This window comes from Ilumatobacter sp. (assembly GCF_965215205.1).
GTDB lineage: Bacteria > Actinomycetota > Acidimicrobiia > Acidimicrobiales > Ilumatobacteraceae > Ilumatobacter_A.
In genome coordinates this window covers 3,303,477-3,327,124 of the sequence record NZ_OZ244049.1, presented here as the reverse complement: position 1 = coordinate 3,327,124, position 23,648 = coordinate 3,303,477, and the positions used below count along the sequence as shown (strand labels likewise).

Genomic DNA, 23,648 nt, shown 5'->3' with positions numbered 1-23,648 from the left:
TGATGAAGGCTTCGGCTCAACCGCCAGGGCCTGATCGCAGCCGTCGTACGGTTGCGTACAACGACGGTACTGCATGGTACACATGGATCAAGTTGACTAGTACTCAACTCATTGGTACCGTCGAGTCCGCCGGTTGAGAAGCAGCCCGCCTTCCCGCTCGATGAACACCCCTGGAGGCTTGCGATGCTGACGACCACGTTCGATTCCCCCCGACCCCTCGACACGATCCTGTCGTCCGAACGTTCGGAAGGCGCGGTCCGGATCATCGGTGAGGTCGACGCCTTCACCGCCCCGATCTTCGCGTCCCTCCTCGGCGACGTGGTCGACGATCCCCAGATCGAGGTCGTCGACCTCTCCGGGGTGACGTTCTTCGACAGCCGCGGCGCGAGCGTCCTCGAGCGCTTCGAGATGCAACGCCAGCGCACCGTCATCGGCTCTCCCGCCATCGCCAAGGTGCTGGGGATCCTGGGCAAGTCACGTCTGCTCACCGGTCTCGCCCAGGCGGCCTGACCACCGACGGACCGGTGCGCGCACCGGCCGCTCGGCCCCCGGTCGTCGTCGGCGATCCCTCGGGTCCCACCGACGGCGCTCGATCCCTCTCCGGCCCGTCCGCCCCCCGACGGGCCGGTCACGCCCGGCGTCGGGCGGCTGTTCCCCCTCGAACGCCGCTCGGCGGCCGGGCCTCGTCGCGCGCCGCATCCGGTGACGTGCGCGGACGACCGAGCGCGGCCGACACGCCCTCGCTCGGCCGCTCGACGTCGTCGTGGGCGACGGCGGTCACGAGCTCCGTCGGGCCCTCGTCACCGGCCTGCGTCGACGGCCCGGCTCGCGAGGAGCCGGGCCGTCCGGTCGAGCGTTCGGTGGGCCGGGTAGGATTTGAACCTACGAAGGCATACGCCGGCAGAGTTACAATCTGCTTCCTTTGGCCGCTCGGACACCGACCCTCACCACGCACTCGTGGTCCCCGCCCGTCGGATCCAGCGACACGAGGTCGACCGAGGATCCGTCGAACGAGGCAGCGTGATCGTAGCGCTGGTGGGCGGTCGCGCAAACCCCGTGCCGCCGACTCGGCTCGGTCGGGCGGCGTCGGCTCGCGGCCGGATCCGCTGCGTCCCATCGGTCCGCCGGGACGATACGCCGGGAGGGTACGCCGGGAGGGTCGTCACAGCAGCAGCTGCATGACGACGACGTCCAGCCACCGGCCGTGCTTGCGGCCGACCTCGCGCTCGACGCCGACCGTGCGGAACCCGCAGGCCCCGTGCAGCGCGAGCGATGCCGCCCCGGACGACTCGATCCGTGCGATCATCGAGTGGAAGCCGGAATCGCCGGCCCGCTCGATCAGGACCTCCATCAGCGCCCGCCCGATCCCGCGACCGGCGAGGTCGCGCGCGACGTACACCGAGCTCTCGACCGTCGTGCTGTAGGCCGGCCGGTCGCGGAACGGCGAGACCGACGCGAAGCCCACCACCGTGGGGCCGTCGGAGCCATCCACCTCGGCGACGATCGCCGAGAACGCACCGGTGCGCGCCGCGATCCACCGGCGCTGCTCGTCGAGGTCGCGCGGCACCATGTCCATCGTCGTGGTGAAGTTCTCCACCTCGTGGTTGTAGATCGACCGCATCGCCTCGGCGTCGTCGGATCCGGCGAGTCGGACGTGCGCCCCCGCGGATGCGCGCACCGCTGCCGTCGTCACCGTCGCCCCCGCTTCCACGGGGCCGCTCGTGCTCTCCACGGGCGCGACGCTACCGCGCCGCCCGGCGGGGTCGGGCGGCGGGCGCTCCACGACGACCCGGAGGAGGCCGGCGACCGGGTCGGTCCGCGCGACCGGCCCGATCGCGCAGGGTGGTTGTCGGAACGTGGCCGGTACACTCATCGCCCGGTCCGCACCGCTGATGCGGCCCCGAAGGGTGCCCCGGAACGTGTTCCGGGCGGCCTCGAGGACCCAGCGTCCACCCACATACTCAGCACGGTTCACGACACCTGTTCCGATCGGTGTCGTCCCGCCCTCTTAGCTCAGTCGGTAGAGCACAGCCATGGTAAGGCTGGTGTCGTGAGTTCGATTCTCACAGAGGGCTCGACCAGTGGTCGGGGCAACCCGGCGACGAGCCACAACACACAAGCCACACGGCGGCGTAGCTCAGTTGGTCAGAGCATCCGGCTCATAATCGGAAGGTCATCGGTTCAAGTCCGATCGCCGCTACCAAACCCATCCAGGAAGCACACCCCTCCAGAACGAGGTCACACGATGAGCAAGACGAAGTTCGAGCGCAACAAGCCCCATGTGAACATCGGGACGATGGGTCACATCGATCATGGGAAGACGACGTTGACGGCGGCGATCTCGAAGACCCTGTCGGATCGTGGGTTGGCGGAGTTCACCGATTTCGCGGGGATCGACAAGGCGCCGGAGGAGAAGGCGCGTGGGATCACGATCTCGATCTCGCACATCGAGTACGAGACGGAGAACCGTCACTACGCGCACATCGACATGCCGGGTCACGCGGATTACATCAAGAACATGATCACGGGTGCTGCCCAGGTCGATGGTGCGATCTTGGTGGTGGCGGCGACGGACGGTCCGATGCCCCAGACGCGTGAGCACGTGTTGTTGGCGCGTCAGGTGGGTGTGCCGTACATCGTGTGCGCGTTGAACAAGTCGGACATGGTGGACGACGAGGAGTTGTTGGAGTTGGTGGAGCTGGAGGTGCGTGAGCTGCTGACGGAGTACGAGTTCCCGGGTGATGATGCTCCGGTGGTGCACGTGTCGGCGTTGAAGGCGTTGGAGGGGGACGCTGATGCTCAGGAGAAGGTGATGGAGTTGATGGCGGCGTGCGATGAGAACATCCCGAACCCGGAGCGTGATCTGGACAAGCCGTTCTTGATGCCGATCGAGGATGTGTTCACGATCACGGGTCGTGGCACGGTGGTGACGGGCAAGGTGGAGCAGGGGATCGTGCACACCGGTGACGAGATCGAGATCGTGGGGTTGCGGGACACGCAGAAGACGACGTGCACCGGGGTGGAGATGTTCCGCAAGTTGCTCGATGAGGGTCAGGCGGGGGACAACATCGGTGCTCTGTTGCGTGGCATCGACAAGGAGCAGGTCGAGCGGGGTCAGGTGTTGTGCAAGCCGGGGAGCATCACGCCGCACACCGATTTCGAGGGTCAGGTGTACATCTTGAACAAGGATGAGGGTGGTCGTCACAAGCCGTTCTTCAACAACTACCGGCCGCAGTTCTTCTTCCGGACGACGGATGTGACGGGGACGATCCAGTTGCCGGAGGGGACGGAGATGGTGATGCCGGGTGACAACGTCGAGATGACGGTGGAGTTGGGCAAGCCGATCGCGATGGACGAGGGTCTGCGGTTCGCGATCCGCGAGGGTGGCCGCACCGTGGGCGCCGGCCGCGTCACCAAGATCAACAAGTAACCCGTCGACCAGGGGCGGGGTGCCAGCGCTCGCCGGCGCCCCGGATCCGACACGAAGAAAGCGAGGCCGTCGTGGCCAAGAGCGACAAGCGGGTCAAGGTGACCCTGGAGTGCACCGACTGCAAGCGGCGCAACTACATCACGATGAAGTCCAAGGTGAACGATCGTGAGCGCCTGGAGATGCAGAAGTACTGCAGCAACGAGCGCACGCACACCCTCCACAAGGAGACGCGCTGACGATCGGGCGCCGCGCGCCCGCCGATCGGGGACCCGCGGGTCCCCGTGAGGCGCTGGTAGCCTGGCGTCCACCCATCCGAGGGCAGTAGCTCAGTTGGCTAGAGCATCGGTCTCCAAAACCGACGGTCGTGGGTTCGAGTCCCTCCTGCCCTGCACGTTCCCTCCGGGAACGACTCCACCGGTCCCACCGGCCGCGTGGAACACCACCACCCACGATCAAGGATCGCGACCCACCACGTGTCACTGGACGATCTCAACCGAGAGCAGAAGCGACAGCTCAAGAAGATGGGCGCGCTCGACGACCAGGGCAAGGTGGCGCGCGCCCAGCGGCCGCAGCAGACGCGCCCGACAGAGCGCGTCGGGCCTCGTCAGTACCTCAAGGAGGTGCGCGACGAGATGCGCAAGGTGGCCTGGCCGAACCGGCCCGAGGTCACCCGCTACTCGATCGTGGTGATCGTGACCGTCGTCGTCTACACCGCCCTCGTCGGCGGGTTCGACTACCTGTTCGGTTCGATCGGCGAGTGGTTCTACTCATCGTGAGCGACATGACAGACGACAACACCACCACCGACCCCGCCCCGAGCGACGACGCCGCCTCGACGGAGGAGATCGACGCCGAGCGCGCCTCGGTCACCGAGGCCGCCGACGACGCGGTCGAGGCGATCGAGGACGAGGCCGAATCCGTGACCGGCGACGCGTCGGCCGACGCCGGCGACGTGGCCGCCGCGACCGATGAGCCGCTCGACGGCTACGAGACGGCCGACACCGCAGGTGCCGCCGAGGCGGTCGACCCGGGTGACGGGTCCGCGACGGCCGACTCCGACCCGACCGGCACCGACGAGTCGAGCACCGCCGAGTCGAGCACCGCCGAGTCGAGCACCGACGAGTCGAGCACCGCCGAGTCGAGCACCGCCGATGAGATCGACGCCGAGCGCGCCTCGGTCACCGAGGCCGCCGACGACGCGGTCGAGGCGATCGAGGACGAGGCCGAGTCCGTGACCGGCGACGCGTCGGCCGACGCCGGCGACGTGGCCGCCGCGACCGGTGAGCCGCTCGACGGCTACGAGACGGCCGACACCGCCGGCTCGGTCGCCTCCGGGCAGGACGCGACGATCGGACGGTCGGCCCCGACCGACGCCGGCGACGTCGACGTCGCGGGCGGCCCCGACACGGAGATCACCGACGCGGCGCCCGCCGACCTGCTCCCCACCGGCGACGCCGACCTGGTCGCCGACTCCGATGCGCAGGCGCTGCTCGCCGACGACGTCGAGATCTCCAGCGACGAGGCGTCGGACCTGCTCCCGACCGGGGACGCGCCCGCCCCGTCCTCCGACGAGGGATCCGGCCAGTCCGCCGAGGCCGCCGACGACGCGGCCGACGCGCCGGTGGTCGAGATCGAGGCCGAGGCCGCACCGGAGGCCGACGACCCGAACAAGCGGCCCGGCAAGTGGTTCGTCGTCCACACCCAGTCGGGCTACGAGAAGAAGGTGACCGCCAACCTCAACGCGCGGATCCAGTCGATGAACATGGAGGACAAGATCTACGAGATCGTCATCCCCATGGAGGAGGTCGACGAGTACAAGAACGGCAAGAAGCAGACCGTGATGAAGAAGGTCTTCCCCGGCTACCTCCTGGTGCGCTGCCAGATGGACGACGAGTCCTGGTACTGCGTGCGCAACACCCCGGGGATCACCGGCTTCGTCGGCCAGGCGGCCAAGGGGCAGAAGCCCACCCCGCTGTCGCGTCGCGAGGTCAAGACGTTCCTGTCGCCCAAGACCGAGGGCCTCGAGGCGGCGCCGCGACGCAAGGCCAAGCTGGACTACGAGGAAGGCGAGAGCGTCCGCGTCAAGGAGGGCCCGTTCGCCGACTTCACCGGGGAGATCGCCGAGATCAACGCCGATCACATGAAGCTCAAGGTCCTGGTCAACATCTTCGGCCGCGAGACGCTGGTGGAGATGGACTTCAGCCAGGTCGCGAAGCTGTGACGGCCGCCGCCTGACCACGGAACGAACGGCGTCTCGACGGTCCACCCCACACCGGGTCCGCGTCCGACGTCGTCCCCACCCCTGACGAGATCATCGAAGAGAGAAGCAGCACATGGCCAAGAAGAAGGTTCAAGCGGTCGTCAAGATCCAGATCGAGGCGGGCAAGGCGAGCCCGGCTCCCCCCGTCGGCACCGCGCTCGGTCCCCACGGCATCGCGATCATGGACTTCGTGAAGGCGTACAACGCCCAGACCGAGGACAAGGCCGGCACCGTCATCCCGACCGAGATCACGATCTTCGAGGATCGGACGTTCTCGTTCGTCCTCAAGACACCGCCGACGTCGACCCTGATCCGCGAGCGGGCGGGGCTGGAGAAGGCGGCGAACAACCCGGGCTCGGAGACCGCCGGCTCGATCACGGAGGCCCAGGTCGCCGAGATCGCCGAGATCAAGATGCCCGACCTCAACGCCAACGACGTCGACGCCGCCAAGCTCCAGGTGCGCGGGACCGCCCGCTCGATGGGGATCGACGTCGTCTGACCCGAGGCGTCCGGTCCGACGATCGACGCCGACCACGCCGCCGCGACCCACGCTGCGACGACCCGCACCACCAGTTCCGACCACCACACCGTCTCGACCGGGATCACCTCACCCGGCGGACGCACCACCCGAGGGAGACACACCATGTCCGGCAAGAAGTACACCGATGCGCTGAAGTCGTTCGACCGGGACTTCGCCTACGTCCCGCGCGAGGCCGTCACCCACGCGAAGGCCACCGCGAAGGCGTCGTTCGACGAGTCGATCGACGTCGTCATCCGCCTCGGGGTCGATCCCCGCAAGGCCGATCAGATGGTCCGTGGCACGGTCGCCCTGCCCGCCGGCACCGGCAAGGACGTGCGCGTCGCCGTGTTCGCCACGGGCGAGCAGGCCGAGGCGGCGCGCGAGGCCGGAGCCGACTTCGTCGGTGCCGACGACCTGTTCGAGCAGGTGGAGGGCGGGATGATGGACTTCGACATGGTCATCGCGTCCCCCGACATGATGCCCCTGGTCGGTCGCCTCGGGCGCTCGCTGGGCCCCCGCGGACTGATGCCCAACCCGAAGACCGGCACCGTCACCCCCGACGTCGCGAAGGCGGTGGAGGAGTTCAAGGGCGGCAAGGTCGAGTACCGCACCGATCGCTACGCGAACGTCCAGGTCCCGATCGGCAAGGCGAGCTTCAGCGAGGACGACCTGTCGCGCAACTTCTGGGCGGTCATCGAGGAGCTCAACCGGGCGAAGCCGGCCTCGGCGAAGGGCCGCTACATCCGCAAGGTCACCGCGTCGGCCACGATGGGCCCCGGGGTCCGCGTGGACATCGCCCGCCTCAAGCCCGACCCCGACTGAGCCCGGGGCGCACGCCGGCACCCGACGTCGTCGGTGTCCGGCAGCGGATCCGCGCGATCTCGCGTGATCCGGTGGGCCCCGGCGTGCGAACACCTCCCGACGGACCACGGTTCCGGTGGCGGTGACGGGCGCCACCCGGAGCGGTGGTCCGTTCGCGCCCGGGACAAGGGCAGCGCTCGGACCCCGGCTCGCGGCCCGGTCGCCGCGGCCCGCCCGAGCTGATCGACGCCGGGTGGAATCGTGGGCGTCGCGCCCTAGCGTGACGACCGAATCCACATCGGTTCTCGCCGAAGACCGTTGGTCCGCACCTGCGGAGAATGACCCCCGGGTCGCCAACCGAGGTGCACACCTCCGAGCTCCCCGCCGCCGACGTCGGTCGTGCGGCGTCGCCTCGTCGGTGCCCGCACGCGTTGCGAGCACCACGAGCGAAGCGAGAGGAGGTGAATGCACATGTCAGAGAACAACGAGAACGGATCCGCTCCCCGCCCCGACAAGGTGGCGGTGGTCGAGGAGGTGACCGCCAAGCTCGACGGGGCCGCCGCGGTCTTCGTCACCGAGTACCGCGGGCTCACCGTGAGCCAGTTCGCGGACCTGCGGGCGCCGCTGCGCGACGCCGGCGCCGAGCACAAGATCTACAAGAACACGCTCGTCCGGCTGGCGGCCACGGCCGCGGGCAAGGAGGCGCTCCACGAGCACCTCACGGGACCGACGTCGCTCACGTTCGTCACGGGCGACGTGGCCGCTGCGGCCAAGGCGCTCACCGAGCAGGCGAAGGCGACTCCCGCCCTCGTGCTCAGGGGCGGCATCATGGGTCAGACCGCGATGTCGGCCGACGAGCTGAGGACGTTGGCCGATCTGCCCCCGCGCGAGGTGCTGCTGGCGCAGTTCGCGGGTGCCCTCCAGGCACCGCTCGCGAAGACGGCCGGACTGCTCCAGGCGCTCCCGCGCGACTTCGCGTACGGCCTGAGCGCGCTGATCGACCGCGAGCAGGACGAAGCGGCCTGAGGGCGCGCCCGGTGCACGCCACCGGGCCCGACGCCTGCGATCCGACGCGCACCCGGTGCTCGTCGATGCCCCACGAACCATCGAGACCGAAAGAGAGAACACCATGTCACAGGACGAGATCCTCGACGCCATTTCCAACCTGACCGTGATCGAGCTGAAGGAGCTCCTCGACGCCTTCGAGGAGCGGTTCGACGTCACCGCGGCGGCCCCCGTGGCGGTCGCCGCCGCCGGCGCCCCCGCCGCAGGCGGCGACGCCGCCGGTGCCGCCGAGGAGCAGAGCGAGTTCGACGTCGTGCTCAACGGCGCCGGAGCCCAGAAGATCCAGGTCGTCAAGGTCGTCAAGGACCTGCTCGGCGTGGGCCTGAAGGACGCCAAGGACCTGGTCGACGGCGCCCCCAAGCCGCTGATGGAGAAGGTCAGCAAGGAAGACGCCGACGCCGCCAAGACCAAGCTCGAAGAGGTGGGTGCCGACGTCGAGGTGAAGTGACGGCGGACCGTCGTCTCGAACGGCCCCACGGGGCACGTCGAGGTGAAGTGACGGCGGACCGTCGTCTCGAACGGCCCCACGGGGCACGTCGAGGTGAGGTGACCGCGGACCCTCGTCTCGAACGGCCCCACGAGGCACGTCGAGGTGAGGTGATCCCACCCACGGGGCCCGGCGGATGCGTCCGCCGGGCCCCGTGCGCGCCCGGGCGGCGGCTCGACCCTTGACACCGGCGCCGGACTTCTCTACCTTGACCGGCAGCCACACCACCACGACGGCCGCGAGGACGGCGTGGACGACGTCCAGGAGACGTCACACCAGACTCGTTCGAGCGTGCTCCGAGTCCGGTTGACGATGCGTGCACGACGGCGATAGCATCGTTCGTTGCCGTGCGCTTCCCGTCCCCTCACCTCGTCCCCGGTGAGACTCGACGCGCCCGGTTGCTGGCCGCACCCACCCTGACGACCGCCGTTCCAGCCGCGGCGTCGTCGAACACCCCCTGGAGAGTGATCCGTGGCGACTCGTCCCGTGTCTCGTGAGCGTTATTCGTTCGGCAACCTGAAGGAGCCGCTCGAGCTCCCCGACCTGGTCGCCGTGCAGACCGAGTCGTTCCAGCACTTCCTCGACGTCGGTCTCGCGGAGACCTTCAAGAGCATCAGCCCGATCAAGGACTTCTCGGAGAACCTCCAGCTCGAGCTCGAGTTCGATCCGTTCGATCCCGACCTGCGCCCCCCGCCGAAGTTCTCGGTGGAGGAGTGCAAGGAGAAGGACATGACCTACTCCGCGCCGGTGTTCGTGCGGGCCAGGTTCATGAACCGCAACACCGGTGAGATCAAGGAGCAGGTCGTGTTCATGGGGGACTTCCCCATGCAGACCGAGAAGGGCACCTTCATCGTCAACGGCACCGAGCGCGTGGTCGTCAGCCAGCTCGTGCGGTCGCCCGGTGTGATCTTCGAGCCCGGCGAGCGGTTCCGCCTCCGCAACCTGACCAAGCACCAGCTCGTCAAGGGCACGATCCACCCGTACCGCGGGGAGTGGATGGAGTTCGACGTCGAGCACAAGCCCGGCAAGGACGTCACCGCCGGCACGCGCGTCGCCCGCAAGCGCCGCCTCGGCATCTTCACCATGCTGCGGGCGCTGGGCTACGACGAGGAGAACGCCCCCGGGTTCCTCGATCGCTTCGTCGCCCACTTCGACTTCCTCGAGGGGCAGTGGGAGAAGGAGCGCGAGACGGCGCCCACCCAGGAGGAGGCGCTGATCGAGATCTACAAGCGCGCCCGCCCGGGCGAGCCCCCGACCGCGGAGTCGGCGAAGGGCTACTTCCGCAACGCCTTCTTCGAGAGCCGTCGCTACGACCTGTCGCGGGTCGGGCGCTACAAGCTCAACCGCAAGCTGGGCGAGGAGGTCGCGCGCCTCGACGAGCTGTTCGGCCTCGCCGGGCTCACCAACGCCGAGGGCGAGCCGCTGCTCGACCTCCCCGAGGAGGACCAGAACGTCCTCAGCCGCTGCGAGGTGCTCGCGGCGATCAGCTACATGCTGCACCTCGTCAAGCAGGAGCCGGGCTACCGCCTCGACGACCAGGACCACTTCGCCAACCGACGCATCCGCTCGGTGGGCGAGCTGATCCAGAACCAGGTGCGCATCGGCCTCAGCCGCATGGAGCGCGTCGTGCGCGAGCGCATGACGACCCAGGACGTCGAGTCGATCACGCCCCAGACGCTGATCAACATCCGCCCGGTCGTCGCGGCGATCAAGGAGTTCTTCGGCACCTCCCAGCTGTCGCAGTTCATGGACCAGGTGAACCCGCTGTCGGGGCTCACCCACCGGCGTCGGCTCTCGGCGCTCGGCCCGGGTGGCCTGTCGCGTGAGCGCGCCGGGTTCGAGGTGCGCGACGTGCACTTCAGCCACTACGGCCGGATGTGCCCGATCGAGACGCCGGAGGGCCCGAACATCGGGTTGATCGGCGGTCTGTCGACGTACGCCCGGGTCAACGAGTTCGGCTTCATCGAGTCCCCGTACCGCAAGGTGGAGGACGGCAAGGTCACCGGCGAGATCGTCTACATGGCGGCCGACGAGGAGGAGAACTACGTCGTCGCGCAGGCGAACACCCCGCTGCTCGAGGACGGCTCGATCCGTGACGCGAAGGTGCTCGTGCGCCGCTCCCCGCAGGCCGCGAGCCTCGAGGACCTGCGCAAGATGCTCGAGGCCGAGAGCTTCTTCGGCGCGACCACCGACATCGGCTACGTCCCGCCGACCGAGGTCGACTTCATCGACGTCAGCCCGAAGCAGATCGTGTCGGTCGCGACCGCGCTGATCCCGTTCCTCGAGCACGACGACGCCAACCGCGCGCTGATGGGCGCGAACATGCAGCGCCAGGCCGTCCCGCTCCTCCGTGCCGAAGCGCCCTACATCGGCACCGGCATGGAGAACCGCGCCGCCCGCGACGCCGCCGACCTGATCCAGGCGATCGACGACGGCGAGGTCACCGAGGTGACCGGCGACGTGATCACGGTGCAGTACGTGAACGAGGGCAAGAAGGTCTACCGCCTGAACAAGTTCACCCGCTCGAACCAGGACACGTGCATCAACCAGAAGCCGCGGGTCAAGGAGGGCGACACGCTCACGGCCGGCGCGATCATCGCGGACGGTCCCTCGACCGACCACGGCGAGCTCGCCCTCGGCAAGAACCTGCTCGTGGCGTTCATGCCGTGGGAGGGCTACAACTTCGAGGACGCGATCATCCTCTCCGAGCGCCTGGTCAAGGACGACGTGCTCACCTCGATCCACATCAAGGAGCACGAGGTCGACGCCCGCGACACCAAGCTGGGCCCCGAGGAGATCTCCCGCGACATCCCGAACCTGAGCGACGACATCCTCGCCGACCTCGACGACCGCGGGATCATCCGCGTCGGCGCCGAGGTCGGGCCCGGTGACGTCCTGGTCGGCAAGGTCACCCCCAAGGGCGAGACCGAGCTCACCCCCGAGGAGCGGCTGCTGCGCGCGATCTTCGGCGAGAAGGCCCGAGAGGTCCGCGACACCAGCCTCAAGGTGCCCCACGGCGAGGTCGGCAAGGTCATCGACGTCAAGGTGTTCAACCGCGACGACGGCGACGAGCTGCCCCCGGGCGTGAACCAGCTCGTGCGGGTCTACGTCGCCCAGAAGCGCAAGATCTCGGTCGGCGACAAGCTCGCCGGTCGCCACGGCAACAAGGGCGTCATCTCCAAGATCCTCCCGATCGAGGACATGCCGTACAACGCCGACGGCCAGCCCGTCGACATCATCCTCAACCCGCTCGGCGTGCCGAGCCGCATGAACGTGGGCCAGGTGCTCGAGTCGCACCTCGGCTACTGCGCCCGTTGGGGGTGGACGAACCCCGACGGCTCGAAGATCGGTGACGATCCGATCCGGGGCACGGAGACCAAGACGCGCACGAACACCAAGCCCTCGACGTTCGTGGCGACCCCCGTGTTCGACGGGGCCAACTGGGACGAGAAGGAGAAGTCGCTCGACCACCCGACGATCCAGGAGATCCTCTCCGAGCTCAACGCCGAGTCGCAGAGCGGGGAGCGCCTGGTCGGCCTCGACGGCAAGATGCAGCTGTTCAACGGCCGCACCGGCGAGCCCTACGACAACCCGATCACGTGCGGGTACATGTACATCCTGAAGCTGGCGCACCTCGTCGACGACAAGATCCACGCCCGCTCGACCGGGCCGTACTCGATGATCACCCAGCAGCCCCTCGGCGGCAAGGCCCAGTTCGGCGGCCAGCGCTTCGGCGAGATGGAGGTGTGGGCGCTCGAGGCGTACGGCGCCGCGTACTGCCTCCAGGAGCTGCTGACGATCAAGTCCGACGACGTGCTCGGCCGGGTCCGGGTCTACGAGTCGATCGTCAAGGGCGACAACATCCCCGAGCCGGGGGTCCCCGAGTCGTTCAAGGTCCTGATGAAGGAGATGCAGGCGCTGTGCATCAACGTCGAGGTCCTGACCGAGGACGGCCAGGAGATCGAGATGCGCGACCTCGACGACGAGGTGTTCCGCGCCGCCGAGGAGCTCGGCATCGACATCTCCCGCCCCGAGCGCGGCACCGACGAGGACGACGCCCGCCGCGAGCGCGAGAAGGCCGAGCGGGCCGCCCGCTACTGAGCGACACCACCGCGTCGGTCCGGGAGGGACCCGGACCGAGACGCGACGAACGAACTGAAGCAACGCAAGCGCGACAACGAAGAGGGATCACCACATGCTCGACGTCAACATGTTCGACCAGCTCAAGATCGGCCTGGCCACCGCAGATCAGATCCGCACGTGGTCGCACGGTGAGGTGAAGAAGCCCGAGACCATCAACTACCGCACGCTGCGCCCCGAGAAGGAGGGGCTCTTCTGCGAGAAGATCTTCGGCCCGACCCGGGACTGGGAGTGCTACTGCGGCAAGTACAAGCGGGTCCGCTTCAAGGGCATCATCTGCGAGCGCTGCGGGGTCGAGGTCACGCGCTCGAAGGTCCGCCGCGACCGCATGGGCCACATCGAGCTCGCCGCTCCCGCGGTCCACATCTGGTACCTCCGCGGCACCCGCTCGTGGCTCGCGTACCTCCTCGCCGGCATCGAGCCGAAGGAGGAGCTGAAGGCCAAGCAGCTCGAGAAGGTGATCTACTTCGCCGCCCACCTCGTGAGCTGGGTCGACGAGGACGGCCGCCACGAGGCGCTGGAGAACCTCGAGGCGGAGTACCTCGAGGAGCGCGACGTGATCACCAAGGAGCTCGAGCTCGAGATCGACGAGCGCTTCAAGCAGCTCGAGGACGACGTCGCCGCCGCGGAGAAGGACGGGGCCAAGGCCGCCGACCTGAAGAAGCTGCAGCGCGAGTCCGACAAGGAGATCGAGGCGATCCGCGAGCGCTACGACATGGAGCTCGATCTCATCTCGCGCACGTGGGACGAGTTCAAGGGCCTGCACTCGCGCAAGATCATCGAGGACGAGCTGCTCTGGCGCGAGATGCGCGACAAGTACGGCGAGTACTTCGAGGGCGGCACGGGCGCCGAGGCGATCAAGTCGCTGATCGACCGGATCGACTTCGACGAGGAGGAGACCAAGCTGCGCGAGGCGATCGACCCGGGTGACTCGGGCCGCAAGCCGCTCAGCGCCCAGCGCAAGCAGAAGGCGATCAAGCGCCTCAAGATCGTCACCTCGTTCAACCGGCGCGACGACCACGGTCGCCGGGTCAACGACCCGAAGGCGATGATCCTCGACTCGGTCCCGGTGATCCCGCCGGAGCTGCGTCCGATGGTCCAGCTCGACGGCGGCCGCTTCGCCACCTCCGACCTGAACGACCTGTACCGCCGCGTGATCAACCGCAACAACCGGCTCGAGCGCCTGCTCAACCTCGGCGCGCCGGAGATCATCGTGAACAACGAGAAGCGCATGCTGCAGGAGGCCGTCGACGCGCTGTTCGACAACGGCCGCCGCGGCCGGCCGGTGACCGGGCCGGGCAACCGCCCGCTCAAGTCGCTGTCCGACATGCTGAAGGGCAAGCAGGGCCGGTTCCGCCAGAACCTGCTCGGCAAGCGCGTCGACTACTCGGGTCGCTCGGTCATCGTGGTCGGCCCGACGCTGCGCCTGCACCAGTGCGGCCTGCCGAAGCTGATGGCGCTCGAGCTGTTCAAGCCGTTCGTCATGAAGCGCCTCGTCGACCTCGAGCTCGCGCAGAACATCAAGACAGCGAAGCGCATGGTCGAGCGTCGCCGCCCCCAGGTGTGGGACGTCCTCGAGGACGTCATCAAGGAGCACCCGGTGATGCTCAACCGCGCGCCGACGCTGCACCGCCTCGGGATCCAGGCCTTCGAGCCCGTGCTCGTCGAGGGCAAGGCGCTCCAGATCCACCCGCTGGTGTGCACCGCCTTCAACGCCGACTTCGACGGCGACCAGATGGCGATCCACGTCCCGCTCAGCGCCGAGGCGCAGGCCGAGGCCCGCGTGCTGATGCTCAGCGCGAACAACATCCTGTCGCCCGCATCGGGCCGCCCGATCACCGTCCCCTCCCAGGACATGATCATCGGCGGCTACTACCTCACGGAGGGCATCGAGGACGCCAAGGGCTCCGGCCGCGTGTTCCGCCACCTGTGGGAGGTGCTGCGCGCCTACGACGAGGGGACCCTCGACCTGCACGCGACGATCGAGGTGCGCCCCGCACCGGGCGAGGGCTTCGCGACCACGCCGGGGCGCGCGCTGCTCGAGGAGGCGCTGCCGACCGCGTACACCGAGATGTTCGGTCACATCGACCACCTCGTCACCAAGCGCGAGATGGGGGTCATCGTCGAGCGCCTGTCGGACAACTTCGACAAGGCGACCGTCGCCACCGCCCTCGACGACATCAAGAACCTCTGCTACCGCTTCGCGACCCAGTCCGGCATCACGGTGTCGATCGACGACGTGCGGACCCCGGCCGCCAAGCGCGGCATGCTCGACGATTACGAGGCCCAGGCCGAGAAGGTCGAGAACCAGTTCAAGCGCGGCATCATCACCGACGGCGAGCGGCGCCAGCAGGAGGTCCGCATCTGGACCGACGCGACCGCGGACGTCCAGGCGGCGATGGAGCTCGAGTTCAAGCAGGTCCAGTTCAACCCGATCGACATGATGGTCGGCTCGGGCGCACGCGGGAACATGACCCAGATGCGCCAGATCGCCGGCATGCGCGGGCTGGTGGCCAACCCCCGTGGCGACATGATCCCTCGCCCGATCAAGTCGAACTTCCGCGAGGGCCTCGAGACGCTCGAGTACTTCATCGCCACCCCCGGTGCCCGCAAGGGCCTCGTCGACACCGCGCTGCGGACCGCCGACTCGGGCTACCTGACGCGCCGCCTCGTCGACGTCGCCCAGGAGCTGATCGTGCGCGAGGAGGACTGCGGCTCGACCCTCGGCGTGTGGATCGAGAACGTCTCCCCCGACACCGCGAACCGCCGGTCGTACCTCGAGACCAAGCTGTACGGCCGCGCGCTGCTCAACGACACCGAGCTCTCCACGCCGATGGAGAAGGAGGGCGAGTCGATCTCGACGCTGCCGCGCAACACGATCGTCGGCGACGAGGAGATGGACGCGCTGCGCGACGACGAGAGCATCGAGCGCCTCCGCGTGCGCTCCGTGCTCACCTGCGACGCCGAGCTCGGCGTCTGCGCGATGTGCTACGGCCGCTCGCTGGCGACCGGCAACATGATCGAGCTCGGCGAGGCGGTCGGCGTGATCGCCGCGCAGTCGATCGGCGAGCCCGGCACCCAGCTCACGATGCGGACGTTCCACACCGGTGGCGTCGCCGGCAAGGACATCGCCGGCGGTCTGCCCCGCGTGGTCGAGCTGTTCGAGGCCCGCACCCCGAAGGGCTCGGCGCGCCTCGCGAAGGCGACCGGCGTGCTGCACCTGCGCGAGGACGAGGGCAAGGGCATCCCGGTCGTCGTCACCGACGACGCCGGCGAGGAGCACGAGACGCTGCTCCCGCTCGGCGCCCGGCCGATCGTCACCGACGGCCAGGACGTGCGCGCCGGCGACCCCCTCGTCGACGGTCCCTTCGACCCGAAGGAGATCATGGACATCAAGGGGATCCGCGAGACGCAGCTGTACCTCGTCGAGGAGGTCCAGCGCGTGTACCGCGACCAGGGAGTGTCGATCCACGACAAGCACATCGAGCTGATCGTGCGCCAGATGACGCGCCGCATCGGCGTGCAGGAGCCGGGCGACTCGGGCTTCCTGCCCGGTGAGCGGGTCGACTCGAAGCGCTTCCGCGACACCAACCGTCGCATGGTCACCGAGTCGGGTCGTCCCGCCGAGGGCCGGCCGGAGCTGATGGGCATCACGAAGGCGTCGCTCGCGACGGACTCGTGGCTGTCGGCGGCGTCGTTCCAGGAGACCACCCGGGTGCTCACCGAGGCGGCGATCGACGGGCGTGCCGACGACCTGATCGGGCTGAAGGAGAACATCATCCTCGGCAAGCTGATCCCGGCCGGGACCGGCATGGCCAAGTACCGCGAGTTCGGCATCGAGGCGCCGGACTACGAGCCGATGACCTACTACAGCTCCGATGCGGGCGAGGAGGACCCCGCGGCGTTCCTGGCGGGCCTGCACGGCACGTACTCGAGCGACGCGGCCCAGGTGGCGGCGGGCGAGCCGATCGGCTGACCCGCGGCGCTCCGCTGCGGTGACGGCGCGGAGCACCATCGACACGCGAGCGACGACGACCCGGGCCGTGGTGCCCGGGTCGTCGCGTCCGGGTCCCGCGAGAGCGCGGGTGCGATCGGGGCCGGAGCGCCGTGTTGGACCGGGGTCGCCGCCGGCCTAGCATCTCAGGGTCCTCTCAGCGGGGAATCCGTACGTCGGCCGCTGTACGGCGGGAGCGCACCGTGCCTCCCAACCCACCCATGACGCTCGCTCGGTCGCCGAGCGGGGTCCGACCCCCACGAACGAGGTTCGTCCATGCCAACCATCCAGCAGCTCGTCCGCCAGGGACGCAGCTCGAAGGTCACCAAGTCCAAGACGCCGGCCCTCAAGGGGTCGCCGCAGCGTCGTGGCGTGTGCACCCGCGTGTACACGACGACGCCGAAGAAGCCGAACTCGGCGCTGCGCAAGGTGGCGCGCGTCCGGCTCAACTCGGGCATCGAGGTCACCGCCTACATCCCCGGCGAGGGCCACAACCTCCAGGAGCACTCGATCGTGCTCGTGCGCGGCGGGCGAGTCCGCGACCTGCCCGGTGTGCGCTACAAGATCATCCGTGGCACGCTCGACGCGGTCGGCGTGAAGAACCGCAAGCAGGCTCGCAGCCGCTACGGCGCGAAGAGGGAGAAGTGATCAGCGATGCCTCGTAAGGGACCCGCACCCCGCCGTGACCTCGTCTCGGACCCGATCTACAAGTCGGTCGTCGTCACCCAGCTGATCAACAAGGTGATGCTGCACGGCAAGCGCAGCATCGCCGAGAAGATCGTCTACGACGCGATGGACATCGTCCAGAGCAAGCTCGACGGCGACGACATGGCGATCGACGTCGTCAAGCGCGCGATCGACAACGTGAAGCCGCCCCTCGAGGTGCGCTCGCGCCGCGTCGGTGGCGCCACCTACCAGGTGCCCGTCGAGGTCCGCCCCCGACGTGCCACGACGCTGTCGATCCGCTGGATCGTCGACTTCGCCCGCAACCGGCGCGAGAAGTCGATGGCGCTGTGCCTCGCGAACGAGCTGCTCGACGCCTCCAACGGCCTCGGCGCCGCGATGAAGCGCCGCGACGACATGCAGAAGATGGCCGAGTCGAACAAGGCGTTCGCCCACTACCGCTGGTGATCGCCCGCCGGTGACGGCGACGACGCACGGAGCCCGGGCCCGACGGCCCGGGCTCCGTCGCGTCCCGGGGCGTCGCCCAGCGCGCGGGGCGGATCAGCCCCGCGCGTCGGGCGCGCGCTCGAGCTGCCCGTCGGGGCCGACGGGCAGCCCCCCGAGCAGCACCACCCCGGCCGACGCCGCCACGAAGCAGGCGGCGATCGTCCACCGGTAGCCGCCGGTCGCGTCGATCAACCAGCCACCGGCCGGGGCGCCGATCAGCGCCCCGATGCCGGGGGCGGTGTAGAGCAGACCGAGGATCGAGCCGAGCCCGGCGACCCCCATCCGATCGGAGATGACGATCGGGCTCAGCGCGACGAACCCCCCGTAGCCGACCCCCAGGACGAGCACGAACACGACGAGCACGGCGTAGGAGTCCCCGGCCGCGAACCACACCGCGAAGCTCGCCGCGTGGATCACGAGGCACGCCCGGTAGAGGCGGAACGAACCCAGGCGGGTGACGAGCGAGCCGAAGCCGATGCGCGAGACCACGCTCGACGCGCCGAGCACGCCGACCAGCACGGCCGCCTGGACGGCGCCGATCCCCCGGTCCTTGGCGTACTGGCCGACGAAGACGAACGGCACGAACAGAGCGAGAGCGAGCACCATCGCGGACAGCGCGATCCGCCGGAACACGGCGCTCGCGAGGGCGTCGGCGAAGCGCGGCGGCTGCGGGCCGCCGTCACCGGGCGGCGCCGCGACGAGGGGGATGCACGCGAGCAGCGCGATCGCACCCCCGACGCCGAACACCACGTAGGTGTCGCGCCACCCCCACCGGTCGATCAGCGCGGCGGCGAGCGGCGACATCACCGAGGTGCCGACACCGATCCCGGCGACCGCGAGCCCGACGGCGAGGGCCCGCCGGCGCACGAACCACCCGCCGACGACCGACACCATCGGCACGTAGCCGCACGCCGCCGCGATCCCGACGCCGGCGCCGTAGGTGACGTAGCCGACGCCGAGCGACGTGACCCGACTCGTGAGCACCAGGCCCGCGCACAACGACAGCGCGCCGAGCGCGAGCACCACCCGTGGTCCGAAGCGATCGGCGGCGCGCCCGGTGAGGATGCTGAGGGAGAAGAACAGGAACGTCGTCACCCCGAACACGACGGCGGTCGCTCCGCTCGCCGCGTCGAACTCCTCGCTCATCGACTCGAAGAACGCGCCGAAGCTGTACGCCGTCCCGAGGGTCACGCCGGACGAGACGAAGGCGGCGACGACGGTCAGCCAGGCCCTCGGGGAGTCCAGGCCGTGACGCATCGCCGCAGCGTAGGGATCGTCGTGGCACGGCCCGGCATCGGTGTCGCCGACCCCGTGGCGCCGCGTCGTCAGGTGCCCGAGGTGCGCACGCGGTTCCGGCCGGCGTGCTTGGCCGAGTACATGGCCTCGTCCGCCTCCGCGAGGAGGCGTTCCACGTCGAGCGGCGCGGTCTGGCCCGCGACGCCGAACGACGCGCTCACGGGCAAGCCCACGATCGGCCGCTCCTCGACGGCGCGTCGGATCCGCTCCGCGATCCGCTCACCCCGCACGGGGTCGATCTCGGTGACCAGCACGAGGAACTCCTCGCCACCGAGGCGGAACAGCGGCGTGCCCCGCTCGAGCGTGGCGGCGACGATCTCGGTCACGCCGACGAGCACCAGGTCGCCGACGTGGTGCCCGTGGTCGTCGTTGACGCGCTTGAAGTCGTCGAGATCGAACGTGATCGCGACCAGTCGTCCGATCCCCGGATCGCGCCGTGAGAGCAGCGCGTCGAGGTGGGTGTCGAGGGCGGCGCGGTTGAGGCACCCGGTCAGCGGATCGATCTTCGCCCGCCGGCGCTGGTCGACCTCGACGTTCGCGAACCGTGCGGCGAAGAGCGTCGTGATGCACGCCGCGAGGAGCAGCGACGCCGCGCCGAGGAGCGAGCCCGAGGCGCGCCCGACCCCGACGTCGATCAGCGTGACGGCGGCCGCCGACGTGGGGGCGATGGCCTTCGGGAGCCACTCGTGGGGGAAGGTCAGGGGGAACAGACCGAGCAGCGGGAGGAAGACGACGACGGGGCTGACGAGGCCGCCGGTGGCCGCGACCCCGATGATCGCCGAGAGCGCGTGCGAGCACATCCGAGCCCGGTGCCACCCGAGCGAGCTCACGAGGTCGGGCAGGAGCACCTGGCTCACCATCCAGTGCGCCAGCGGCATCGTCGCGGCGATCGCGAGGAGCCACCCGTGCCATGGCGCGAGCGCCCACCCCGAGGCCGAGACGACCGCCGCCGTGATCACGTGCGCGCCCGAGAACGCTCGATCCACGTCGTCCTGGCGTGCTCGGCCGGAGAGCTCGACGGGAGGGATCACCCCTGTTCATCGTCAGGTCGGGCGCCGTTCTGGAGGAGCCGGGCCGGCGCACCGCTCCACCTCGTCCGTCGACGGGACGGCGCGCGGAGCGGGTCCGCCGGACGGAGGTCGGCGTTCACGTGTGCACTACCATCGTCGAGGTCGAAGGGGAGTGACGATGAACGTGCAGACGATCCTGTCCGCGAAGGGGTCCGACGTGGCCACGATCGATCCGGCGGCGACGTTGGCCGACGCGGTGTCGACGCTTCGCGAGAGGGGGTTCGGCGCGCTCGTCGCGAGCGCGGACGGCACGTCGCTCGACGGGATCGTCTCCGAGCGCGACATCGTGCGCTCGCTCGCCGTCGACGGACCGGCAGCGCTCGACACCACGGTGAGCACGGTGATGTCGGTCGAGGTGATCACCTGTCGGTCGAGCGACCGGATCGAGTCGCTGATGTCGATGATGACCGAGCGTCGCATCCGCCACCTCCCCGTGGTCGACGACGGGGGAGCGATCTCGGGGATGATCTCGATCGGCGACGTGGTGAAGTTCCGCCTGCAGCAGCTCGAGCAGGAGAACAGCCAGCTGCACGACTACATCCAGGGCAACGTGGGGTGACCCACCGCCGCAGGGCGCGGCGATGACCGTCGGCGCTCGGCTCCGGCGGGTGGTGGACGTGCTCTCCGAGCGGGTGCCGCCCGCGTCGACCGCTCGCTCCGCCGGCCCGATCGCCGGCCGATGGATCGACGACCGCGCGCCGACGGTCGGCGTCCTCGCGTACCGCGGGGTGTCGAGCGGGGAGATCGACCTCCCGGTCGAGCGCCTCGCCGAGCGGCTGGGTGCCAACGTCGTGCTCGTGGGCGCGGTCGTCGGCCCGGTCCACGCCGTCGAGCCCTCGAGATCGGTCCTCGTCGGCCGCACCCCGGCCACGGCGCCACCCGTCGACGTGCTCGTCGTCCCGGGCGGGCTGGGGTGGAGGCAGGTGATCGATGACCCGGAGATCAGCCGGTGGTTGCGCACGGCCGCCGAGTCGGCGCGCGCCGTGCTCGCGATCTCGACCGGGTCGCTGCTGCTGGCCACGGTCGGTCACCTCGCCGGGCGCGACGCGACCGGGCACTGGCTGGCGTCGGCGGAGCTCGCGGCGCTCGGCGCTCGGGTCACCACCGCGCGCACCGCATCGGACGAGGGCGGGCGCATCGTCACGGCATCCGGGGCGCTGGCCGCGATCGTCGTGGTCGACGACCTCGCCGACCACGTCCGCTGGGCACCGTCCTGACCGGCGTGCGCCGCGGTGGCGAGGGACGCGCTCGAGCGGGTGCGCGTCAGGCGCGCTCGGCCGAGGAGCGCGCGAGGTCGCGCAGCTCGCGCTGGACGTCGCAGCGCTCGCCCGGCCCGCCGTCGCCCCCGCTCCCCCCGGACGGCTCGGAGCACGGCGTCCAGCGACCGTCGGCGCCCAACGTCCAGGCCAGCTCGGTGTCGGCGAGGCAGCGCTCGAGGACGTCGTCGAGGCGGGCGCGCAGGTCGGGGTCGTCGATCGGCGCCACCGCCTCCACGCGGTTCTCCAGGTTGCGGTCCATCAGGTCGGCCGAGCCGATGTAGTAGCGCTGGTCGTATCCGGGGGCGCCGAACCGGAGGATCCGCGAGTGCTCGAGCACGGGTCCGACGATCGAGCGGACGCGGATGCCCTCGGAGACGCCGGGGACCCCGGGCCGCAGCCGGCACGTGCTGCGCACGACGAGGTCGATCTCGCACCCCGCCTGCGACGCGGCGCACAGCGCCTCGATGACGCCGACGTGGGTCAGGTTGTTGACCTTGATGACGATGCGCCCGCCCGGGTGGGCCTGGGCCTCGATGAGCTCGAGCACGGTGCCGAGCAGGTTGACCGGCGCGACCAGCAGCCGCTGGAACGTGCCGTCGCGTGAGTGCGAGGTCAGCATGTTGAACAGCTCCGCGAGATCCGCGGTGAGGACCGGATCCGCGGTCAGCAACCCGAGGTCCTCGTAGTGGAGGGCGGTGTCGGGGTTGTAGTTGCCCGTACCGATGTGGCCGTACCGGCGGATCTCTCCGTCGGGGTCGGCGCGCACCACGAGCGCCGTCTTGGTGTGCGTCTTGATGTCGACGAAGCCGTACACGACGTGCACCCCGCGACTCTCCATCTGCTCCGCCCAGCGGATGTTGGCCTCCTCGTCGAAGCGCGCCTTGAGCTCGACCAGCACCGCGACCTGCTTGCCGAGCTCGACGGCGCGCATCAGCGACGCGGCGATCGGGCTGTCGCCCGACGTCCGGTAGAGGGTCTGCTTGATCGCCTGCACCGCGTCGTCCTCGGCGGCGTCGTGGAGGAAGCGCTGCGTCGAGGCGCCGAACGACTCGTACGGGTGCTGCACGAGCACGTCACCGGCGCGGATCACGTCGAACACCTCGGAGGATCCGCCCGCCCGCCGCAGCGTGCCGTCACCGCCGTTCGCCAGCGCACGTGGGACGGCCGGCGTCGGGACGGGGTCCTTCAGGTCGGGACGATCGAGGGCGTGCAGCTCCCACAGGTCCCCGAGCCCGATCGGGCGGTGGCGTCGGAAGCAGGCCTCGGTCGCGAGGCCGAGCTCGTCGACGAGCAGGGAGCGCATCTGGTCGGACACGTCGTGGTCGATCTCGAGGCGCACCGCGTCCTGGAAGCGGCGCACCGCGAGCTCGGACGCGATCGCGTCGAGCAGGTCCTCGACCTCGTCGTCGTCGACCTCGTAGTCGGCGTCGCGGGTGACCCGGAACGAGCCCCACTCGCGCACGCTGCGCCCCGGGAAGATCCCGTCGAGGTGGGCGCCGATCACCTCCTCGACCGGTACGACGACGATCTCGTCGTCGTCGGTCGTGACGACGCGGAACCGAGCGACGCTCGCCGGGACCTTCACCCGGCCGAAGCGCGACTCGTAGCCGTCGTCGAGGATCGCCCCGATGCTGACGCTCAGATCGGAGATGAACGGGAACGGGTGCGCGGGGCCCACCGCCAGCGGGGTGAGGATCGGCTCGATCTCGCGCACGAACTCGGCGCTCAGGTGGGCCCGATGATCGTCGTGGAGCTCGCTCCACGACCGCAGGTGGATCCCCGCCTCGGCGAGATCGGGCTCGACCTCGTCGGCGAAGATCTCGCGCTGGCGCGTCGCGAGCTCGCCGAAGCGAGCGAGCAGGGCGCGGACCCGCTCGCTCGGGGGCCTCGGGCTCGTAGCCCGCTCGCCCGGGGTCGCGGCGGCCGGCGCGCCCGCCGCCGGCTCGTCGTCGGCGGTGCGGCCGAGGGCGGCCACGCGGACCCGGAACATCTCGTCGCTCAGGGTGGTGAAGATCGCGAGGAACCGGATCCGCTCGAGCACCGGGAGCTCCCGCCGCCCGGCCCGCTCGAGGACCCGAGCCTGGTACTCGAGCTCGGATTCCTCGCGCCCGATCAGGTCCATCCCGCCACTCCACCACGTCGCGGCGCGACGCTCC

19 protein-coding genes and 4 tRNA genes are annotated in these 23,648 nt (G+C 69.7%); 18 read left to right on the top strand and 5 right to left on the bottom strand.

Annotated elements, in window-relative coordinates; translation table 11 throughout:
• Positions 1-183 precede the first annotated feature (183 nt).
• The gene (locus ACOOHC_RS15525; RefSeq protein WP_420451304.1) at positions 184-510 is read left to right on the top strand and encodes an STAS domain-containing protein; all 327 of its coding nucleotides are present in this window, start codon (positions 184-186) and stop codon (positions 508-510) included.
• A gap of 351 nt (positions 511-861) precedes the next feature.
• Here ACOOHC_RS15525 and ACOOHC_RS15520 read toward each other — a convergent pair.
• Positions 862-944 (bottom strand) — tRNA-Tyr (locus ACOOHC_RS15520).
• A gap of 218 nt (positions 945-1,162) precedes the next feature.
• The gene (locus ACOOHC_RS15515; RefSeq protein ID WP_420451303.1) at positions 1,163-1,975 is read right to left on the bottom strand and encodes a GNAT family N-acetyltransferase; all 813 of its coding nucleotides are present in this window, start codon (positions 1,973-1,975) and stop codon (positions 1,163-1,165) included.
• Between the two features lie 27 nt (positions 1,976-2,002).
• Between ACOOHC_RS15515 and ACOOHC_RS15510 the strand changes: the two genes are divergently transcribed.
• The 15 genes from ACOOHC_RS15510 (at position 2,003) to rpsG (ending at position 17,828) form a co-directional block, all read left to right on the top strand.
• Positions 2,003-2,075, top strand: a tRNA-Thr gene (locus ACOOHC_RS15510).
• 51 nt (positions 2,076-2,126) lie between these two features.
• Positions 2,127-2,203, top strand: a tRNA-Met gene (locus ACOOHC_RS15505).
• 42 nt (positions 2,204-2,245) lie between these two features.
• Positions 2,246-3,430, top strand: coding sequence for an elongation factor Tu (gene tuf / locus ACOOHC_RS15500; RefSeq protein WP_420451280.1), 1,185 nt, complete (start codon positions 2,246-2,248; stop codon positions 3,428-3,430).
• 71 nt (positions 3,431-3,501) lie between these two features.
• Positions 3,502-3,666 carry a 50S ribosomal protein L33 gene (rpmG, locus tag ACOOHC_RS15495; protein ID WP_420451302.1) on the top strand — a complete coding sequence of 55 codons (165 nt, stop codon included), beginning with the start codon at positions 3,502-3,504 and terminating at the stop codon, positions 3,664-3,666.
• 79 nt (positions 3,667-3,745) lie between these two features.
• Positions 3,746-3,819: transfer RNA gene (locus ACOOHC_RS15490), tRNA-Trp, on the top strand.
• Positions 3,820-3,903: 84 nt separating this feature from the next.
• Complete coding sequence (gene secE, locus ACOOHC_RS15485) at positions 3,904-4,206, top strand: preprotein translocase subunit SecE (RefSeq protein WP_420451301.1); 303 nt, start codon at positions 3,904-3,906, stop codon at positions 4,204-4,206.
• A 5-nt stretch (positions 4,207-4,211) separates the two neighbouring features.
• Positions 4,212-5,651: a transcription termination/antitermination protein NusG gene (nusG, locus tag ACOOHC_RS15480; protein WP_420451300.1), complete on the top strand. Its 1,440-nt coding sequence runs from the start codon at positions 4,212-4,214 to the stop codon at positions 5,649-5,651.
• A 112-nt stretch (positions 5,652-5,763) separates the two neighbouring features.
• Positions 5,764-6,189, top strand: a complete 426-nt coding sequence (gene rplK / locus ACOOHC_RS15475) for a 50S ribosomal protein L11 (protein WP_420451299.1) — start codon at positions 5,764-5,766, stop codon at positions 6,187-6,189.
• A 144-nt stretch (positions 6,190-6,333) separates the two neighbouring features.
• A complete protein-coding gene (gene rplA / locus ACOOHC_RS15470) occupies positions 6,334-7,032 on the top strand; it encodes a 50S ribosomal protein L1 (protein WP_420451298.1) in 699 nt (232 codons plus the stop codon).
• 450 nt (positions 7,033-7,482) lie between these two features.
• Positions 7,483-8,037, top strand: a complete 555-nt coding sequence (rplJ, locus tag ACOOHC_RS15465) for a 50S ribosomal protein L10 (RefSeq protein ID WP_420451297.1) — start codon at positions 7,483-7,485, stop codon at positions 8,035-8,037.
• A gap of 103 nt (positions 8,038-8,140) precedes the next feature.
• Positions 8,141-8,524 carry a 50S ribosomal protein L7/L12 gene (gene rplL / locus ACOOHC_RS15460; protein ID WP_420453812.1) on the top strand — a complete coding sequence of 128 codons (384 nt, stop codon included), beginning with the start codon at positions 8,141-8,143 and terminating at the stop codon, positions 8,522-8,524.
• 510 nt (positions 8,525-9,034) lie between these two features.
• Positions 9,035-12,664 carry a DNA-directed RNA polymerase subunit beta gene (locus tag ACOOHC_RS15455; protein ID WP_420451296.1) on the top strand — a complete coding sequence of 1,210 codons (3,630 nt, stop codon included), beginning with the start codon at positions 9,035-9,037 and terminating at the stop codon, positions 12,662-12,664.
• Positions 12,665-12,758: 94 nt separating this feature from the next.
• A complete protein-coding gene (locus ACOOHC_RS15450; RefSeq protein WP_420451295.1) occupies positions 12,759-16,679 on the top strand; it encodes a DNA-directed RNA polymerase subunit beta' in 3,921 nt (1,306 codons plus the stop codon).
• Positions 16,680-16,973: 294 nt separating this feature from the next.
• Entirely contained in the window at positions 16,974-17,345 is a 372-nt protein-coding gene (gene rpsL, locus ACOOHC_RS15445) for a 30S ribosomal protein S12 (RefSeq protein WP_420451294.1), read from the top strand.
• A 6-nt stretch (positions 17,346-17,351) separates the two neighbouring features.
• Positions 17,352-17,828 (top strand): 30S ribosomal protein S7, encoded by a 477-nt coding sequence (rpsG, locus tag ACOOHC_RS15440; RefSeq protein ID WP_420451293.1) that lies wholly within the window; start codon positions 17,352-17,354, stop codon positions 17,826-17,828.
• 93 nt (positions 17,829-17,921) lie between these two features.
• Here the strand turns inward: rpsG and ACOOHC_RS15435 are convergent, their stop codons facing one another.
• Both ACOOHC_RS15435 and ACOOHC_RS15430 read right to left on the bottom strand, forming a co-directional pair.
• The gene (locus ACOOHC_RS15435; protein WP_420451292.1) at positions 17,922-19,124 is read right to left on the bottom strand and encodes an MFS transporter; all 1,203 of its coding nucleotides are present in this window, start codon (positions 19,122-19,124) and stop codon (positions 17,922-17,924) included.
• Positions 19,125-19,192: 68 nt separating this feature from the next.
• Entirely contained in the window at positions 19,193-20,194 is a 1,002-nt protein-coding gene (locus ACOOHC_RS15430) for a diguanylate cyclase domain-containing protein (RefSeq protein ID WP_420451291.1), read from the bottom strand.
• Positions 20,195-20,351: 157 nt separating this feature from the next.
• On the opposite strand from ACOOHC_RS15430, the gene ACOOHC_RS15425 reads away from it, so the two are divergent.
• Together ACOOHC_RS15425 and ACOOHC_RS15420 are read left to right on the top strand one after the other, a co-directional pair.
• A complete protein-coding gene (locus ACOOHC_RS15425) occupies positions 20,352-20,792 on the top strand; it encodes a CBS domain-containing protein (protein WP_420451290.1) in 441 nt (146 codons plus the stop codon).
• Positions 20,793-20,814: 22 nt separating this feature from the next.
• Positions 20,815-21,450 carry a DJ-1/PfpI family protein gene (locus tag ACOOHC_RS15420; protein ID WP_420451289.1) on the top strand — a complete coding sequence of 212 codons (636 nt, stop codon included), beginning with the start codon at positions 20,815-20,817 and terminating at the stop codon, positions 21,448-21,450.
• A 46-nt stretch (positions 21,451-21,496) separates the two neighbouring features.
• Here the strand turns inward: ACOOHC_RS15420 and ppk1 are convergent, their stop codons facing one another.
• Positions 21,497-23,614, bottom strand: coding sequence for a polyphosphate kinase 1 (gene ppk1 / locus ACOOHC_RS15415; RefSeq protein ID WP_420451288.1), 2,118 nt, complete (start codon positions 23,612-23,614; stop codon positions 21,497-21,499).
• Positions 23,615-23,648 lie beyond the last annotated feature (34 nt).